12 protein-coding genes are annotated in these 14552 nt (G+C 65.1%); 6 read left to right on the top strand and 6 right to left on the bottom strand.

Annotation, left to right across the window (positions count from 1 at the left end; translation table 11 throughout):
* Positions 1–92 precede the first annotated feature (92 nt).
* From QHF89_RS03845 to QHF89_RS03835, 3 genes are all read left to right on the top strand, one after another.
* Positions 93–524, top strand: coding sequence for a hypothetical protein (locus QHF89_RS03845; protein ID WP_136928088.1), 432 nt, complete (start codon positions 93–95; stop codon positions 522–524).
* A 57-nt stretch (positions 525–581) separates the two neighbouring features.
* On the top strand, positions 582–2171 hold the full coding sequence (locus QHF89_RS03840) for an NHL repeat-containing protein (protein WP_136966006.1): 1590 nt from the start codon (positions 582–584) through the stop codon (positions 2169–2171).
* Positions 2172–2598: 427 nt separating this feature from the next.
* Positions 2599–3420, top strand: a complete 822-nt coding sequence (locus QHF89_RS03835; RefSeq protein WP_284720014.1) for a monooxygenase — start codon at positions 2599–2601, stop codon at positions 3418–3420.
* A gap of 69 nt (positions 3421–3489) precedes the next feature.
* On the opposite strand, the gene QHF89_RS03830 is transcribed toward QHF89_RS03835, so the two are convergent.
* The 4 genes from QHF89_RS03830 to QHF89_RS03815 all read right to left on the bottom strand — a co-directional run bounded on the left by QHF89_RS03830 (position 3490) and on the right by QHF89_RS03815 (position 8042).
* The gene (locus tag QHF89_RS03830; RefSeq protein ID WP_136966008.1) at positions 3490–4944 is read right to left on the bottom strand and encodes a thrombospondin type 3 repeat-containing protein; all 1455 of its coding nucleotides are present in this window, start codon (positions 4942–4944) and stop codon (positions 3490–3492) included.
* 424 nt (positions 4945–5368) lie between these two features.
* On the bottom strand, positions 5369–6394 hold the full coding sequence (locus tag QHF89_RS03825) for an alpha/beta hydrolase family protein (protein ID WP_136966009.1): 1026 nt from the start codon (positions 6392–6394) through the stop codon (positions 5369–5371).
* Positions 6395–6398: 4 nt separating this feature from the next.
* Positions 6399–7238 carry a UbiA family prenyltransferase gene (locus QHF89_RS03820; RefSeq protein ID WP_284720012.1) on the bottom strand — a complete coding sequence of 280 codons (840 nt, stop codon included), beginning with the start codon at positions 7236–7238 and terminating at the stop codon, positions 6399–6401.
* Positions 7239–7526: 288 nt separating this feature from the next.
* Entirely contained in the window at positions 7527–8042 is a 516-nt protein-coding gene (locus QHF89_RS03815; RefSeq protein ID WP_136966011.1) for a GNAT family N-acetyltransferase, read from the bottom strand.
* Between the two features lie 584 nt (positions 8043–8626).
* Here QHF89_RS03815 and QHF89_RS03810 point away from each other — a divergent pair.
* The 3 genes from QHF89_RS03810 to QHF89_RS03800 are packed head-to-tail and all read left to right on the top strand — an operon-like array spanning position 8627 to position 11841.
* A complete protein-coding gene (locus QHF89_RS03810) occupies positions 8627–9535 on the top strand; it encodes a polyprenyl synthetase family protein (protein WP_136966012.1) in 909 nt (302 codons plus the stop codon).
* A gap of 26 nt (positions 9536–9561) precedes the next feature.
* A complete protein-coding gene (locus tag QHF89_RS03805) occupies positions 9562–10464 on the top strand; it encodes a UbiA family prenyltransferase (protein WP_136966013.1) in 903 nt (300 codons plus the stop codon).
* Positions 10465–10482: 18 nt separating this feature from the next.
* On the top strand, positions 10483–11841 hold the full coding sequence (locus QHF89_RS03800; RefSeq protein WP_136966014.1) for a cytochrome P450: 1359 nt from the start codon (positions 10483–10485) through the stop codon (positions 11839–11841).
* A gap of 22 nt (positions 11842–11863) precedes the next feature.
* Here QHF89_RS03800 and QHF89_RS03795 read toward each other — a convergent pair whose 3' ends face one another.
* Positions 11864–13003: a PAS domain-containing protein gene (locus tag QHF89_RS03795; protein ID WP_136928098.1), complete on the bottom strand. Its 1140-nt coding sequence runs from the start codon at positions 13001–13003 to the stop codon at positions 11864–11866.
* Between the two features lie 483 nt (positions 13004–13486).
* Complete coding sequence (locus QHF89_RS03790) at positions 13487–14404, bottom strand: helix-turn-helix domain-containing protein (protein WP_136966015.1); 918 nt, start codon at positions 14402–14404, stop codon at positions 13487–13489.
* Positions 14405–14552: the final 148 nt, after the last annotated feature.

Genomic DNA, 14552 nt, shown 5'->3' with positions numbered 1-14552 from the left:
CCAGCTCCGCGGGCCCGGGAGGCTTCTGGGCACATTGTCGCCGCTTCTTTCCTTGCTCCGCCCCGCCTCCGTATGCGATAGAAAGGTTCGTCATGGCGAGCAGCTCCAGCAAAGGGAAGCTCGCGGAAGGCGAGGTCTTCCGGTCGAGCCAGTTCGTGCTCATGCGAGAAGCCGGCGGCAAGCTCGTGCGCATCCGCCGGACCGACGTCCCCCTCGACGATGGGGCCATGTCCGACGTGCTCGCGTTTTTCGACCGGTTCTTCCCGCCGCTCATGCGCACCCAATTCGTCCTGCTGTTCGACTCGCGGGACGCGCCCATGGTCATCGATCGCGACATGGAGCGGCGTATCCACGAGGCCGGCGCGCGGCTCCTTTCGGGGTTCGCCCGTGCGGCCGTCCTTGTCGCGAGCGCCACGGGCAAGCTCCAGGCCGCGCGGATGACGCGCGAGAAGTCTCGGGCGCCCGTGTTCGTCAACGAGACCGAAGCGCTCGCGTACCTGCTTTCCGAGCTTTCATTCGATTGAAGCCGCTTGAGCCCACCGCCGAGACGCGGTAAGCAGGACCCACGAGGTCGGGCTCCCATGACGAAGCGAATGCGCAAGGTCGCGACCGTTGCCGCGTTGTCCGCCGCGCTCGGGGGTTGCAACGCGCGCGCGCTCGTGTACGGACCCGAGCCGCAGCTCTGGCAGCCGAGCGTCGAAATGTCCGGGCTCGGGAATGGCCGTGTCGTCGTCGAGAAGCTGCCGGAAGGTTGCGGCGTCGAGTGCCTCGATCATTGGGGCAAAGGGATCGCGCTCCGGCTGACGCCGGTCCCCGACGATCGTTCGACGTTCGTGGGCTGGGCCGGCGCGTGCTCTGGCACGGGCATCTGCGAGCTCATGCCTGATCAATTCTGGATGACGGCAACGGCTCGTTTTGCCGACCGCTCGTCGGTAGGGACGACCGTCGTCGCATCCCGAATCAACCCGAGCGGCGCCTGGAGCCTCGCTGTCACGGGCGACGGCGACGCGCTCGTCGGCGGCGCGGACACCGACTTTCTATCGCGCTTCGACGCCCGCGGCGCCCGCGTCTTTCGCCTCGACACCCGCGGCGCATCCGCCCGTGCGGTAGCATTCGATCCGGATGGCAACGCAATCGCCGTGGGTATCGCGCGGCGTCCCGGAGGCGACGCCGCGGAGGTCGCATGGCTCGGTCAGGTGGGCGACGCGTCGAGCGCATTCATCGCCAAGATCACGAGCAGCGGGCGCGTGTTGTGGTCGCGCACGTTTCCTGCATCGGTCCTCGCCTCGTTCGACGCGGTCGCCGTCGATCCGGCCGGCAATGCTTACGTCGCAGGCGGCTTTCAGGGACGAATGACGATCGGCAACGTCACATTCGAAGAGCCCACCGGGACCGGCCTCCTTGCACGGTTCCGACCGGACGGCTCACTCGTGTGGGCGCGCGCGTATGTGGGCGCCGGCGTGCGCATGGCCAGCATTGCCCTGACGCCCACGGGCGACGTCGTCGCCGCGACGGGGAGGCTCGCGTCGGAGCAGCGCCCCGTGGGCGCCGCCGTCGTCGCTTTCTCGACGCAAGGCGAAGAGCGCTGGAGCTGGCATAGTGATCCCGTCGAGCTGGACCTCGATGCGATCACCCCCTTGGCCGGAGGTGACGTCGTGGTCGGGGGTAAGATTCGAGGGCCGGTGCACTTGGCAGGTCGTGATTGGCCGCCGCTCGGGCGATTTTGGGAGGACGCCATCATGGTGCGGCTCGCCTCGCCCGGGGTCGAGCGATGGGCGCAGCGCTTTGGTGGGCCAGGACGTGATCGCGTGACGCACCTCGGCGGGGACGGGCATGGCGGACTGATTGCGACCGGTGCATTCACGGGCCCCATGCGCTTCGGTGATCAGGTGCTCGAAAGCGAGGCTTATCGCGTAGAGGAGCCCGGGGGCAGTACACCGCCGCCGGATGGGTTCGTCGTAGGCATCGGTCCCGAGGGCGAACAGCGCTGGGCGGAGCGTTTCGGCCACGCGGGGGACGACACGGTATGGGCCGCGAGCGTGGATACGCGCGGCACCCTCCGATTGCTGCTGGAACACCTGGACGTGCGCGAGCAGGTGCATGACACCGGAAAGACGATCTGGGGCGAGCACGAATATGCGCTCCTTGCGCGTAGCTACCCTTTCCGGTAATCGACAGCATCAAGGCGAAACTCGAGACGGCTCCGCTCGACGCGACCCATGCTCGACAACGTCCCTCCCGGAACCGATGGGCGTGCGCGTGGCCCCCGGATCATTGTGCGGTCGAGGTCCTGATCGACGGCGACGAGGACGCCCCGTACGAACACCTCGTGGACATCGCCCGGCGGATACTGCCGAAGCTCGACAATTTCGAGCACGTGGCCGATCGGCCACACTTTCTCTCAGGGTGACAGGGGTGAGGCGAGGACGAGCGGCACGCTGCGCCTGCATTGACGCATCGCGCAGCCTCGCATTCTGCAACCTGCGTCCTCGGTGGGCGAGTATACTGTGCTTTATGAGGACACAACGACGCAGAGTTCGGCTCGCAAGAGGTTCGCTGGTGCTCGCGTGCGCAGCGCTCACCGGCTGTGGTTCTGAGGTGATCGAACAGCCCCATCCACAGACCACGACGTCAGGGACCAGCACGGATGGGTGGACGACGCTCATCGACACGAGCTGGGAGATCGGTGGGGGCAGCGAAAGTTATTGGTGCGCGACCAAGACCTTCCACGAGGATCTCTACATCAACGCCTTTCGACCCCTCGGTTCGACGGGGACGCATCACACGCTGCTCTTGTGGTCCCACGGCAATCTGCCCGACAGCGAGAACGTCTGCGGACCGACGCTCCACGAGAGCTTGCTGTATGCATCGGGCATCGGCACGGACGACCTGGTTTTTCCTGAAGGGGTCGCGCTCAAGATCCCAGCAGGGACACAGCTCCTCTTGAACCTTCACCTCTTCAACACGACCACGGACCCACTCCCCGGCATTTCGGGCACGCTCGTCAAGACCCTCGCTCCTTCGGAGGTCAAGCAGGAGGCCGAAATGATCATGCCCGGCGCAAGCGGAATCTCCGTGCCCCCGAACAGCCCAGGCTCCGTGCAAGGCGACTGCGCCTTCCCGGGAGACGCGACCCTCATGAGCGTATGGCCCCACATGCACAAGTACGGCACCCATATGCGCGTGACGCACCAGATGAACACGGGCGAGGTCACCCTGCACGACGGGTCCTTCAGCTTTACGGAGCAGAAAAACTATCCGATCACGCCGGTCCCGGTTCTCACGGGAGAGCGCATCCACTTCGAGTGCTCGTACATGAACACGACCTCGAAGACGATCGGCTTTGGTATCAGTTCCGACGACGAGATGTGCTTCCTCGGCCTCTACCGATATCCCAAGCTCGCCTCCGCCTGCCAGTAGGGGCAGCGCGCCGGGCTCTCGAAGTCCGGGGTCGGTTCTCGACGTTCGGCGTGTTGGAAGGGGCGCGTGTCAGGGCTGATAGGGCTGCGTGTCGAACGCGCCGCCGTAATACAGCCCGACTTTCCGGTTCGATTCGGTCCCCGCGAGCCCACAGTTGCCGGCCGTGCCGTACACCTCCCCGGTGAAGTCGGTGTATGCGCAGAAATTGTCGTCGACGTTGTGCAGGCGAATCGGGAAGTTCGCGTCGAATCCGCCCTGCTCGTAGGCCTCGAGCTTCCACCGCTGCTCGTCGCTGTTGTTGCACGGGGCGGTGACCACGGTCCACGGGCCGGCCAGGATGCCGGATTGGGCCAGGCATTCTCCGTTCGAAACGTTTCGGAACCCGAAGGCGTCACCGTCGGGAAACATCTCCCATTGCTGCTTGGGATCCGTCGGCTCGCACGTGCTCGTGGACTCGACCTTGCCGTCGCCGAGGATCATGCACCGGTTTCCGACCTTGAAGCGAATGACGACGAAATCGGATTGGCTGTCGCAGACGTCGCCGACGCCGTCCTTGTCGATATCCGATTGGTCGGTGTTCGGATGCTCGGGGCAGTTGTCCTCGGTGTCGGGGATGGCGTCCCCATCGCCGTCGGCGCCCTGGCAGGAGCCCATGGCCGCGACCGGGCAGATATCACCGTGGCAGCTCCATTGCGGGAAATCGTAGGCGATCTTCGCGCCCCCCGGCGCGCACTCCTTCCCGTCCAGCGAATCGGCCGTGCAGGCGGCGTCGAAGCTGCCGCCGCTGCGCTTCTTGTCGCCGAGCACGATGCGCGACGTGACGCTGCCCGTGAAATCGCCGGAGAGCGTGACGGTCCCGCCCTCGTTGCCATTGCCGCTGAAATCGGTATCTTGAATCAACGTGCCCGTGCCCACGAGGTTGATCTTCCGCGGGACCATCACCCCGCCCTCCTCGACGTCGATCGTGACGGCGTGCGCGCAGGCGTCAAAGGTGAACTTGCTAATGGCGCGGAGGCCGCTCAAGCTCACGTCCCAGGCGACTTGCCCGGAATCGCACTGCTCGAGCCAATCGCCCGTACCCGAAGGATTCTCGCAGCCGTTCAGCATGCACTTCGTTTCGTCCTGCCAGACGGCGAATGCGCGCGCGAGCTCTTGATTCGACCATGGCACCACCGGCTCGCAGTTCTCCTTGCAAGCCTCGCTCTCGACTTTATAGTTGGCCTCGTCCGTGCCCTTCGACCACGCGATGCGGATCAGGTTGAACCCGCATTTGGGCACCGCAATCTGACGGCTCGCATCGAGCCGGTTCGTGCAGTTTCCGCCGTTCCACTCCGGCACCGTTCCATCGGTGGTGAAACAGATCACGGGCTCGTCATCGAGGTTGATCACCTTGACGAGGGAGTTCACCTCCGAGAGGGTGGTGGCGCTGGGAGGGTCGAAGTGCGGCACGGGGGTCTCGAGGCCACCCGTGCCGCAGCCCACGGCAGCAAATGTGAGGAATACAGGAGCAAACCAAGGACGCATGGCCCCAGCATATCGCCGTTCGAGGGCAGGCACTTTGGAAATTTGTTAAATCTTGTAGAGCCCGCCTGTCTGCTGCGCTGCGTCGTCCATCGCAAACGCGCATCTTCTGCGCGCAGAGCGCGCATCTCTGGAATTTCGCTTTCGCAGCCATGGTCCCGCCGGACGTGCCGATGAGGTGCTCCATCATCGTCGCCACGAAATCGAGGCGAGCGAGCGCCGCGGTCCGCTCGCGGACCCCGCGCAGCGTAGCGGGGCAAGAGGCCACGCCGATTCCGTGCTCGGCCAGGACACGAACCTTTCGTTCCTCTTGTCCAGGAATCGCGCTGAAGAAGACCAGCGGTACCCGGCTCGCGAGCGCCTCGGCAAGGGCGAGCCCGCCAGGCTTGGTGTTCACGACATCGGAGACCCCGACCCTTTCACCATGTTATGGTCGAAACCCTGGATCGCGCGGAGAGGCCTTCGATGGGCGTACCGGCGCGAGGCGCGTAAAGGCATCACATACGGCGCGGATGATGGCGTTGCGCTGGGTGAGCGCGACGCTCACATGGCCCCCGGGCAGGTGCCGCACCTCGGCGCCATGCCAATGCTCCGCGAGGCGCTGGGTGGAGTTCGGAGGGACGAAGCCGTCTTCCTGAGCGGCAAGGAGAATGGCGCCGTGGAGGGCGGGGGGCGGAGGAAGGGCCGTGATGGACGCCGGCGCGAGGACGTCACAAAGCTGCCTGCGAATGGCAGGAGACGCACCGCCTTCCGAGCCCAAAGCTCTCCAGTCGGCCATATCGGAGAGCACCCCCTCCTCGAAAATGGGAGCGATGGCGTGCGCGGCGGCGACGGGAATCACGGCGAGGGGTTCCGGATGCAGCGCGGCCGTGTAGGCGGCAAGGCTGCCCCCCATGCTGAAGCCCGAAATCCCGAGGCAGTCGTGGCCGCGCGCGCGCAGCCATTGCAGGAGGGCGAGGGACTCGACGGCGGCCGCACGAAACATGAGCAACAGGTCGATGACCGTACGAACCGCCACGCTCCGTTGCCCGGGAGGACGACGCGCACCATAATAAGGGTTTTCGAGGAGCAACGCGCCGATCCCGTGCAGCGCGAGGCCGTCGGCCAGCGAGCGGCGCCGACCAAACCCTTCGTCTCCCGAGGCGGCGAGGAGCAGGCACACAGGCGGACGCGCGCCGGCTCCAGCAGGCAACACGAGCTGAAATCGTGCGGCATGACAAACGGAAGGCATGAGCTCGCTCGCAGCGGGGCTCTTGAAGCGCCCCTCCTGCACGAGGAGTTGTCCCTCCCGCACGGCCCGCCCGATCACCAGGTCGTGGAGTACGGCAGGTGTCCGCTGTGGCTCGAGCAGCGCGTCGCGCTCGGAAAGCGGCCCCCACCCATCGGAAAAATATCGCGGGGATCGCGACAAGACGATCTGACCAAAAAGAGCATCGAGCCAATGAATTTGCATGGCTTCAGGGCACCGTGGAGGTGACGCGGCATATCACGAGGAGCATGAGGCCCGCGAGCGCCGCGAGCCATTGTGCCTGGTCGGTCACCATTCGTTTCTTGCGGCCCGACGGGAGCAGCACGAAGACCAGACTGAGCACAGCCACGACGAGCCCGACGATCAGCCTTTGCGTGCCCGAGAGGTTCAGGAGGACGAGCGACGCCACGCCCACCGAGGGCCAGACGAAGAGGTGCGGCAGCATGGGCTCGATACGCCGGACATCGAGCACCGAGGCGGTATTTCGGATGCCCGTCTTTCGGTCGACCTCGAAATCGCGGATCTCGTTCCACAGGTCGCCCGCCATGGAGATGGTGCAGATGAAGACGGCGCCCAGAGCGGCGGAACGAGGGAGCTCGGGGGCGCGGGCGTACGCGACGGTGAGAAACTGGAGCGTGCCCAGGAAGAGGCCATGGGAAACGAGATCGATGAAAGGCATGGCCTTGAGCCGGACTCGCTTGTACGAATACAAGAACCCGAGGGCGACGTTCACGGTTCCGAGGAGGACCACGCGCCCCCCGAAAGGCCAGAGGAGCGCGAGGCCCACGAGCACGGAGAGCCAGCTCAGCACGAGCGCCTGGCCCTGCGTGAGCAAACGAGCGCAGATGGGGTTGCGAACGACCTTTTGCGCATCCTTGCTATCGTCTTCGGCGTCCTCGACGTCGTTGATGGCAAAGGCGAAGATCGTCAGCAAGAGATTGCCCATGAAGAGCAGGGCGATGTCCGCTGCCGAAAGCCGCGGATTGAAGAGCGTCCCGAGCGCGACGAGGGCAATGGTGTTGCCGTAAAATTCCTCGACGCGGCTCAAGCGAAGGGTGCCCAGGAAAGGCCTGGTGCGTGTTGCGAGCTGGTTCATATAAGAACGGCTCCTGGAGCCCAGGCGAGGAGTAAGCGTTTGAGAACGTGGTTCTGTCAAGTCCCTTCGTAGCGGACCATGCAAACCAACCTCCGGGCACGCGTGACCTTCACGCTTCCTTCGAGAAGCTGGACGTCGATCTCACGCAGGCGCTCGACCTTTGCGCGAATCGTCACGGGGCGCGCTTGGATCTTGGCCTCGGTCCCATCCCCCGTTGGAAGGAGCAGTCTAAGCGGCTCGTCAGAGCGGCGACGCAACCCATTCGTAGAGGATCGTGTTCGGATCGTCCGCCTCCATCGCGGAGCGAGTGAATCCGAACTTTTTCAGGAGGCCGATCGAGGCGGCGTTCGCAGGCGAGACGAGCGCAATCACTTTGCGGAGCGCGAACACTTCGGCCGCGATCCGAAGCATCGCCGTTCCCGACTCGAAAGCGTACCCGCCGCCGCGAAACTCCGGCAAAAAGGCGTAGCCGATATCGATGTCCGTGTATTGCTCGCGCTTCAGCAGCCCCGACATACCGATCAGCTCACCCGTCGTCTGGAGGGCGACGCCCCAGAGTCCGTGCCCGTTGCGTTCATAGCTGGCGAGCGGTCCGTTGCGAAGGTACGCCTCGGCGTCTTCGAGCGTCCGCACGCCGCGATCGCCAATGTACCGTAGGAAGTCGGGATCATTGACCAGGCGAAAAATGAACGGAGCGTCTGCCAGCGTCAGTTTACGAATCTCGAGCCGTTCGGTCGTTGCGAGCGTGCCGTTCATGATGCCGCCTCTTATGGATGTATCGTGCCGTCAAAGCAAGCTCGTCGTAAAGACCATTCGCCCACTCGAACTGGGACTGCTCGAACGTACCGTCGACAGAGCGGCGTGTTCGGAGGAAGTCATCGTCGTTCATGGGATCCCACGGATGTTCAACGCACCGACGGAAGAGAACCGGCAAGCTCCCTGGACCACGAGGCCGCAAAGGGCGGTATGATGGTCCCGTACTCCTGCCGACACGGAGCAAATTTTCGACGGTTGACGACTGACTTAGTTATGTCAGGACACACTCTGTACGTCTGTTGCATGTAGTGGTGCTCGCGTGAGTTGCTCACGCGGGTGTGCCGGAGGGGGCCCGGAACGAACCAAGCTCGTAGGGGGGGCTTGCGGGGTCGTCGGGTCCGTTGCCGAAGTCATGAGGTTTGTGTCGTCTGCGGATGTTTCGCGGACGAATCGATAACATCCATCATCCGTGGGGAGCATCGCGCGGCTCGGTGTCTCCGGCATGTGCCGGAGCGCCCGCGCGAGACCGTCGACGCGCGATCCGGCACGCGCGAACGGTATTGCTCTGCCCGCAGGAGGCCGCAATGACAATGAATGTCGAACCCAACCGTTCGTTCGATCTGAGGGCTTACCTGAGCATCCGTCGAGCGAGGATCGATGCGACGCTGGAGAGCTATCTGGCCTTCGAAGAACCTCGCGCCCTCTACGAGGCCATGCGCTATTCCCTGCTCGCCGGCGGAAAGCGGCTGCGCCCCATCCTGTGCCTCGCGGCCTGCGAGCTCGCGGGCGCTCGGGCCGAGATCGCCCTGCCCACCGCTTGCGCCATCGAGATGATCCACACAATGTCGCTGATCCACGACGATCTGCCGGCGATGGACGACGGCGATTACAGGCGCGGCCGCCTCACGAACCACAAGATGTACGGAGAAGCGCTCGCCATCCTCGCCGGCGACAGCCTCCTCGCCCATTCGTTCGAGCTCATCGCCCGCCGCACCGTCGGCGTCCCGGCCCAACGAACGCTCGCGGTCATCGCCGAGCTCGGCCGCGCCGCAGGTCCGAGGGGGCTCGCCGGCGGCCAGGTGGAGGATCTCGCGCACGAAGGCAAATACGGCGTCGGCGTGGACGTGCTCGAGGACATTCATACCCGCAAGACGGGAGCGCTCCTCGAGGCGGCGGTGCTCTCCGGGGCGATCCTCGGCGGCGCGGATGCGCTCACCACGGCGCGTCTCCGCCGTTATGCGCAGAGGCTGGGGCTCGCCTTCCAGATCGTCGACGATATCCTCGACCTCACGTCCACGTGCGAGGCGATCGGCAAGAGCGTCGGGAAAGACGCATCCGCCCGCAAGGCGACGTATCCGAGCGTGCTGGGGCTCGCGGAGTCCCGCCGCCACGTGGAGCTGTTGATCGAGCACGCCATGAGCGACCTCGCCTGCTTCGGCGACCGCGCGACGCCGCTCGTGGCCCTGGCCGCGTCGCTCGCCCAAAGCCTTTGATGAGGCCCGGCACATAGAGGTTCGACATGAACACCTTCCCTTCCGACGTGCGGGCCGCGCGCGCCACGAAAAACCCCATCGCGCGCGAACTCTCGCTCTTCTGGTCGTTCGTCGCGGGCGACGTGTCTTCCGCGATCGTCCCGGCGTTCCTGTTCACGCTGGCGGCGTGGAAGACGACGGGCGCGGATCCGGCGCGGCTGCCGGGCGTGATCACGCGCAGCTTGCTTTACTTCTCCCTCTATCTTTATGCCTTTTGTCTCGCCAACCAGGCCACGGGGCTCGAAGAGGACCGGCGCAACAAGCCCCATCGGCCCCTGGTGAGGGGGCTCGTGTCGGTACGCGGCGCGTGGTTGCGCTGGGCCGTGGTGATGGCGCTGTTCACCCTGACGGGCGCGTGGCTCGGGGTCCTCGAGTATGCGATCGGCTGGCAGTTCATCATCCTCGTGCACAACGTCGTGCTCGGCGCGCGCAACTGGGTCGTCAAGAACCTTTGCATGTCGCTCGGGATCCTCGTTCAGCTCGCCGCGGCGTGGCAAATGGTCACGCCCCTCTCGCCGCTCGCGTGGCGGTGGATCCTCTTGCCAGCGGCCGTGATTTTTCCCCTGGTCTCCGTGCAGGACCTGCGCGACATGAATGGGGATCGCGCGGCTGGTCGGCTAACGTTCCCGCTCGTCTTCGGCGAGCGCGCAACACGAATCCTGCTCGCCGTGTCTTTCGGGCTCCTGCCGATCGCCGTTCACATCGCGCTCCTGGAGCCCGCGGGCGCGCGAGGGATCGTATGGGCCGCGGACACCGCCCTCGGCGCCGTCGCGCTCGCCATCGGCCTGCGCGTGGCTCTCTTCCGCACGCCGAGGGAGGATCACATCACCTATTTGCTCTTCACGGGCTGGTATTGCCTGCTCTTGACCACTGCCGTCGTCGTCCTCTGAAGGAATCGAGGTACACCCATGAAAACTGCATCTCCGCCTGGACCCAAAGGGCTGCCACTCCTGGGCAGCCTGCTCGACCTGCGAAAAGACAAGCTCGGCTTCCTGACGAGCCTCGCCAAAACGTACGGCGACTTCGTCCATTTTCGCGTCGGGCCTCGCAACGCATATCTCGTGAGCCGCCCCGATTGTGTCCACGAGGTCCTCGTCGAGCAGCCGAAGCGGACGCCGAAGGAATGGATTCACCAGCGGATCGTAGCGCCGTTCTTTGGCAACGGCGTCGTGACCTCGAACGGCGCGGTCCATGACCGGCAGCGGCGGCTGGCGCAGCCTGCCTTCCAGCCGCGGCGCCTCGACAATTATTGTCGGATCTTCGTGGAACAGGCGCTCGAGGGGATCCGCGAGTGGCGCTCGGGCGGCGAATACGAGATCGACACTGAAATGCTACGGATCACGATCCAGAATGTCTCCTTGACCCTCTTCAGCGCGGACGCGACTGACATCGTCCCTCGCGCCGCATCGGCGATGACCGACATCCTCGGGCTCCTCGGCAGGGAGTACGACATCGCGTTCCCGATCCCCATGTGGGTGCCGAGCGAGTACAACCGCCGCAAGCAAGCGGCCATCCGTGAGATCAACGAGATCGTGATGAAATTCGTGGAGGACTGGCGGAGGACCGGGCAAGACAAGGGCGACCTCCTGTCGATGTTGATGCTCGCCCACGGCGAACGCGGCGACGTGACGCACGACGACTTGCGCGACAACATGATCGCGATGTTCTCCGCGGGTCATGAGACGACCGCCTTCACGCTGGTATGGGCGTGGATTCTGCTTGCGCGACATCCCGAGGTGGAAGCCGCGCTATGGGAGGAGCTCGACCGCGTGCTCGGCGGGCGCCCCCCGACGGCCGACGATTACCCACGTCTCGCCTACACGACGATGATCATCAAAGAGACGTTGCGCATCTACCCGACGGGCTGGCTCTTGTTCCCGCGCGAGACGACCGAGGACCTCGTCCTCGGGGGGTATCCGATCCCGAAGGGGAGCATGCTCTACGTATCGCCCTACGTGATCCATCGGGACCCGACGTATTTCCCCGATCCCGAACGCTTCGATCCCGAGCGCTTCCGGTCGGGGGCCGAGAAGCAGCTCCCCCGGGGGGCCTACATTCCTTTCGGCCTTGGGCCGCGGGTATGCATGGGTCAGCACTTCGCCTTGATGGAAGCCGTGCTCACCCTCGCAACCGTGGCGCAACGTTATCGGGTGTCGATCCTCGCCAAACAACCGCTCGTGCCCAGCGGCAGCCTCGCCCTACGGCCGCCTCGAGGCGTGCAAGTGCGGGTCGACGCACGGTACCCCACGGCCGCTGCGGCGGCGTAATCGCGGATCGGGCGGATTTCTGCTACCTCCGCCCCTCTTCCCGCATGCGGCGCATGCAAAGCGCGAGCGCGTCGCGCAGGCTCGATAACGTGATGACGCTGGACATGTCGATGCCCATGCTGACCATGGTCTGCGCGACGTTCGGCCGGATGCCGGAGATGATCCCCTCGGCGCCGAGAAGGCGGACAGCCCCGATGATCGAAAACAGATGGCCGGCCGTGGCCGTATCGATGACGTCCACGCCCGTCAAATCGAGAATGGCGAACCGCGCGGACAAGCGGCTGACGGCGCCGAGCACGTCATCCATGACCCGCGCGGCGCGCCGGCTGTCGACGACGCCCACCATGGGCAGCGTGAGCACGTGGTCCCATACCTGGATGATGGGGGTCTCCAGGTTTCGGATCACCTCTTGCTGACGCTCGATGAGCGCGAGCTTCGTTTCGAGCTCGGCCTTGGCTTGCTGCAGCTCGGTGATGTTGAGCGACATGCCCACGGTCCCGATCACGTTCCCGTCCGCGTCCTGCACGGGGATGTCGCGGTTGTCCCAGTACTGGCCGTTGTCGCTGCTGACGTGCCGGGTCATCGTGCCTTCGAGGGCCTTCTTCAATCCCGTGGTGTTGTCCGGCGGGTAAAGCGCGAGGGCGTTCTTTCCGATGAGGTACTCGGGCTTGATGCTGGAGAGCTCCAGGCCTTTGCCGTCGGCATAGGTGCACACGCCTTCCTTATCGGTGGCCCATACCAGGATGGGGAGATTGTCGAGAACGACGCGCAGCACCTGCTCGCGGCGGCGCACGGACGACTGCTCCACGTCGACCTCCCCCTCCTTGGGCCGCAGCGACACGTGGACGCGGTCGCCGGAGGACGCGCGGCGCGCGTGGAGGACGAAGGCCCGGGCCTTCGCGCCCTTGCCGCCGAGGAGCACGGTGAACACGGACGGCTCGCTGCTCGCGACGATCGCTGCCCACTCCGAGAGGAAGTGCCCGAAATCCCCTGGATGTACCCGCTCGTAGAGCAAAGTCTCCGGCCTGACGTCGCCTCCGAGCGCGTTTGCGGCCGCCTCGTTGACGTGAAGACAATGCCCTTCGCGGCTGGCGACGATCAGCGCGTCGGGATGCTCACGGAAGAACTCTTGCAATCGTTCCGCGTCGTCGATGGTCTGCATGCTTCACCGAGAAAGCCTGACGACCACATCCCACCACACTTCATGATCTGCTGCTAGAACGAAAGCTCACCCGCCCGCGGTCGCGCAGGAGGCGCGGGGGAAAGAGCGAAGCATCTCACCGCCCTGAGAGGTTCACGAATCGGGGGAGTGCGTTCGGAGTGTCTCTTTACGTGACCTCACGATATTGGGTCGGACAGGTTCACGGTCCCATGTGGGCAGCCATGGGACCAAGCGTCTCGTTTCCACCGATCCTGGGATTGTCGAAATCTCTTGCACCGCGGGCCTATATGTGTATAGGCCCGCGCCGATCCGCCGCCTCCGATCGAATCCAGCCGCACCCGCGACCGCGAGCGAGTCGGAGCAGACTCGCTTCCCCTTGCCAGGCGGACGTGATGATCGGAAAGCCCAGGAGAAGCGTGATTCCCTGGCCGTGAACCTCGTAATGGATGGCGGGCAGACGACGTGACATGCCCGCTCCTCCCTTCAACGTTCGAGGAACCTCGCGATCGCGGAGCCGAGCCAGCGTCCGTCCTCGTAGGCGGGCGAGAGGGGCTCGCCGGTCATCACGGAGACGAGCTCCCAATAGCGCAGCGCGCGTGGATCCTGCGTCCTTCTCATCTGCTCCTCGAATGCGTCGTCGAGGTCCTTGCCGCTCGCCTTCGCGGCCCCGCGGACGAACCGCTCCGCGATCACGCGGGCCTCGGCGGAATCGGGCGCCAGGCCCCGTGCCCGCGCCTCGCGCGCGGCGGCGATGCCCTCGCTCTGCGCGCGGAGAAGCGCCGCTTGGTCGACCTCTTTGCTCCACGTGACGGCCGCCATCACGCGCATGTTCGCGATGAACGTCGGATCGGCGAGAATCTCCGCGAGCTCGATCCACGCTTCGAGCTGCGCGGGCGTGGGATCGTCCGGCAGCTTCGGGGCGCTCGCCTCGATCATTCCTCGCATCCACTCGCCGTCCATGGGCACGCCGTCGGCGACCTGGTCGTAAAAGCGGGAAATGACTGCTTTGCGTTCTTCATTGGAAAGTCGAGTCACGGTCCACAACCTCCTCAAATCGTTTTCGCTGGTCTCTCCCCGAAGCGCGGCGCGCAGCGCGGCGGCGATACGCGAGAGCGAGGCCACGTGGGCTTCGACCGCCGTGAGGCGCAAGCGGAGCGCGTCCTCGAGCGATAGATTCCTGGCGAGCACCTTGCGGATCGTCGCGAGGTCGACCCCCGCTTCGCGGAGCGTCCGCACGAGCTCGACACGAACCACCTGCTCCTCGTCGTAAAGCCGATAATTGGCGCGAGATCGCCGTACCGGCGGCAAGAGCCCCTCGTCCGAGTAGAATCGGAGCGTCTTGACGGGGATCCCCGTCCGCCGCGCCAGCTCCCCGATGGTGAGCGCCTCCCTCTTCGGCATGGCGGCCACTCTGAGGTCTCCACCTGCTGGAGAGTCAAGCAAGAAAAATGTTCACGGGATCCGCGATGCGCGACGCGCGTGGTACCCGGCTTCCGTGATGTGCCCGTCAGATGTTCCTGCAAGAGAAGCGATTGAGAGCTTCGACCCG

This window comes from Polyangium sorediatum (assembly GCF_029946465.1).
GTDB classification, from domain to species: Bacteria; Myxococcota_A; Polyangia; order Polyangiales; family Polyangiaceae; genus Polyangium; species Polyangium fumosum.
This window is presented reverse-complemented; position numbering and strand designations above follow the sequence as displayed.